Origin of the sequence: Nonomuraea sp. NPDC004580, from assembly GCF_040609855.1 — a bacterium.
Taxonomy (GTDB): domain Bacteria; phylum Actinomycetota; class Actinomycetes; order Streptosporangiales; family Streptosporangiaceae; genus Nonomuraea; species Nonomuraea salmonea.
In genome coordinates this window covers 1-3,092 of sequence record NZ_JBEXLH010000135.1, presented here as the reverse complement: position 1 = coordinate 3,092, position 3,092 = coordinate 1, and the positions used below count along the sequence as shown (strand labels likewise).

The window sequence follows — 3,092 nt, the reverse complement described above, 5'->3', positions numbered from 1 at the left end:
CGGGCGTCGGCAAGACGGCGCTGGCGCTGCGGTGGGCGCACCGGCGGGCCGGCTGGTTCCCCGACGGGCAGCTCTTCCTCGACCTGCGGGGCTTCGACCGGCGCGCGCCGATGTCGCCCGCCGAGGCGCTGCCGCTGCTGCTGCAGGGGCTGGGCCAGGCGGCCAGGGACATCCCCGTCGAGCTGGACGCGCAGGTCGCGCTCTACCGCTCGCTGCTCGCCGGCCGGCGCGTGCTGCTGGTGCTGGACGACGTCGCCGAGCCCGACCAGGTACGCCCGCTGCTGCCCGGCGACCCCGGCTGCCGCGTCGTCATCACCAGCAGGAACCGGCTGGGCGGCCTGGTCGCCCTGGACGGCGTCGAACGCGTCACGCTCGGCGTGCTGGAGCAGGACGAGGCGCTGCGGCTGATCTCGGCGGGCGTCGGCGAGGAGCGGCTGTCGCGCGAGTCGGAGGCGTCGCGGGAGCTGGTGGCGCTCTGCGGCCGCCTGCCGCTCGCGCTCTCCATCGCCATGTCCTGGATCGGTGACCACGAGCACCGCAGGATCGGCGACTACGTGCGCGAGCTCGCCGACCGGGGGCGGCTGGTGCGCCTGCGGGTGGACGGCGACGAGAGCGTGGCGGTGCGGGCGGCGCTCGACCTGTCGTACCGGGCGCTGCCCGCTCCGGCGCAGCGGGTGTTCCGCCTGCTCGGCCTGGCGCAGGGGGCCGGCGTGTCGGCCGCGGCGGTCGCCGCGCTGGCGGGCACCACGCCTGAGCAGGCGGCGGTGCTGCTCGGCATGGCGGCGCGCATCCACCTGATCGAGGAGGTCGGCCCCGACCGCTTCGCCGCGCACGACCTGGTGTGGGAGTACGCGGCCCAGCTCGGCCTCGCCGAGGACTCCGCCGCCGACCGGGAGGCCGCTCTCCGGCGCCTGTACGACCACTACCTGCGCACGGCGGCGGGCGCGCTCACGGCGGCCGGTTTCGAGGTGCCGGAGACGCCCGGCGGCGAGCCGGTGGCCTTCGAAGGGCGGGAGGAGGCGCTCGCCTGGCTGGACGTCGAGTGGGACAACCTGGCCGGGGTGATCGCCTCCGGCACGCCGCCGTATGCCTGGCTGCTGGTCGAGGCGCTGACCGACGTGCTGCTGCAGTACCGGCGCAGCCGCGTGGAGTGGCTGCGCCTGGCCGAGACCGCGCTCGCCGCCGCGGAACGCGCCGGCGACCTGCGCGGGCAGGCGGCGATGTGCCACTCGATCGGCCGGGCCCGCCTGCTCGTCGCCGACCTCAAGGGCGCGCTCGGCTACCTCGGGCGGGCGCAGGAGCTGTGCCGCCGCTCGGACTGGCCGCAGCAGGAGGCGGCGGTGCTGCAGGCCCTCGGCGTGGCGCGCAAGCAGCTCGGCGAGCCGCGCCGGGCCATCCCGCTCTACCGGCGGGCCGCGGAGATCAACCGCTCGCTCGGCCTGGTACGCGGCGAGGCGCGGGTGCTCAACAACCTGGCCTCCGCCCACCTCAAGCTCGCCCACCTCGACCAGGCGGAGGAGTCGCTGCTGGCCTGCCTCGCGCTCACGGGCGAGTCCGAGGACGCGCACCTGCGGGCGCTGACGCTGGTCAACCTGGCGCTCGTCCGGCAGCGGCAGGCCAGGTTCACCGACGCGCTCGGCCACCTGGACGAGGCCCTGGCCCTGGCCCAGGGGGCGGGCCTGCTCTACGCCGAGGCGGTCACGTACGAGACGTACGGCTGGGTGCACCGCGACGCCGGCGACCACGTACGCGCGATCGACGCCTTCGCCCGCGCACTCGGCCTCGCGCAGGAGGTCGAGAACCGGCGCTGCCAGATCGCCTCGCTCGCCGGCACCGCCGCCGCCGAGACCGGGCTCGGCCGGGTGGAGGCCGCGCTGGCGCGTCTCGACACGGCGGCCAAGCTCGCCGAGGACACGGGCACCGACCTCGACCAGGTGCTGCTGGAACGCGCGGAGGTCCGGCTGCGCCAGGGCAGGCACGCCGACGCCATGCTGGACGCGGGCCACGCGCTGGAGCTGGCGCGCACCGCCAACCCGCTCGACCTGCCCCGCGCGCACATCCTGCGCGCCGCCGGCCACCTGGCGTCCGGCGACACCGAGTCGTGCGTACGTGAGTGCGAGCGGGCGCTGCGGCACGCCCGCAGGTCGGGGCAGCCGCTGCAGCACGCCCGCGCCCTGACCACGCTCGGCCATGCCCGCAGCAGGGCGGGCGACGACGGCCGGGCGGCCCGCCTGTGGGCCCAGGCCCACGCCCTGTTCACCGGCATCGGCGTGCCGGAACAACAGGAGACCGCGGCGCTCCTCGCCGGTCACTGAGAAAATTCCGGGTCCCGTGGTAATCGAGAGACGGCCGCCGGGACTACTGGGTGTGGACGATCCCAAAGAGCGATTCACCGCGCTGTACGACCGGTACTACCGGAACGTGCTGGGCTACGTGCTGCTCCGCGTCGAGCAGGCCGTGGCGGAGGACGTGTGCAGCGAGACGTTCCTCGTGGCCTGGCGGCGGCTCGACGAGTTGCCCGAGCAGGTGCTGCCCTGGCTGCTAGGCGTCGCCCGCAACAAACTCGCCAAACAACGTCAGGTACGCCACCGGCGGCAGGACCTGGTCGAGCGGATCGCCGCGCTGACCAGCGAGCACGAGCACCTCGCCTGGGACGTCGCCGAGCACGTGGTGGACAGGGAGCAAGCCGTCTCCGCCCTGCGCGCCCTTCCCGAGAAGGACGTGGAGGCGATGATCCTGGCCACCTGGTACGGCCTGACGCCCGACCAGGCCGCGACCGTCATGGGCTGCTCGGCGCGGACGTTCAACGTCCGGCTGCACCGGGCGCGCAAGCGGCTCAGCGGCACCCTCAGCCGCCAGGCCGCCCGGTCACCGGCACGACCGCCGCGCGGCCGATTCGCCGAGGAGAGCTGACGTGCGCAAGACCATTCATAGGGGGAGAACATGACCGATCGTACGTTCGCCCGGCTCAAGCCCGACAAGCTTGACGAACTCGCCGAGGACAGTTACGAGCGGCGCCGCGGCGCAGACCTGGCCCGCGCGTTCGCCGACGACCGGCGCCCGGCCCGCCGTCCCCTGTTCCTGCCGGCGGC

Annotated in this window: 2 protein-coding genes; both read left to right on the top strand. The window is 75.0% G+C overall.

Going from position 1 to position 3,092, the window contains the following annotated elements; translation table 11 throughout:
• Positions 1–2,315, top strand: a 2,315-nt coding sequence (locus ABZW11_RS46150; RefSeq protein WP_355432902.1) for a tetratricopeptide repeat protein, incomplete at its 5' end; no start/stop codon positions are given.
• A 52-nt stretch (positions 2,316–2,367) separates the two neighbouring features.
• On the top strand, positions 2,368–2,913 hold the full coding sequence (locus ABZW11_RS46145; RefSeq protein ID WP_355432900.1) for a sigma-70 family RNA polymerase sigma factor: 546 nt from the start codon (positions 2,368–2,370) through the stop codon (positions 2,911–2,913).
• Positions 2,914–3,092: the final 179 nt, after the last annotated feature.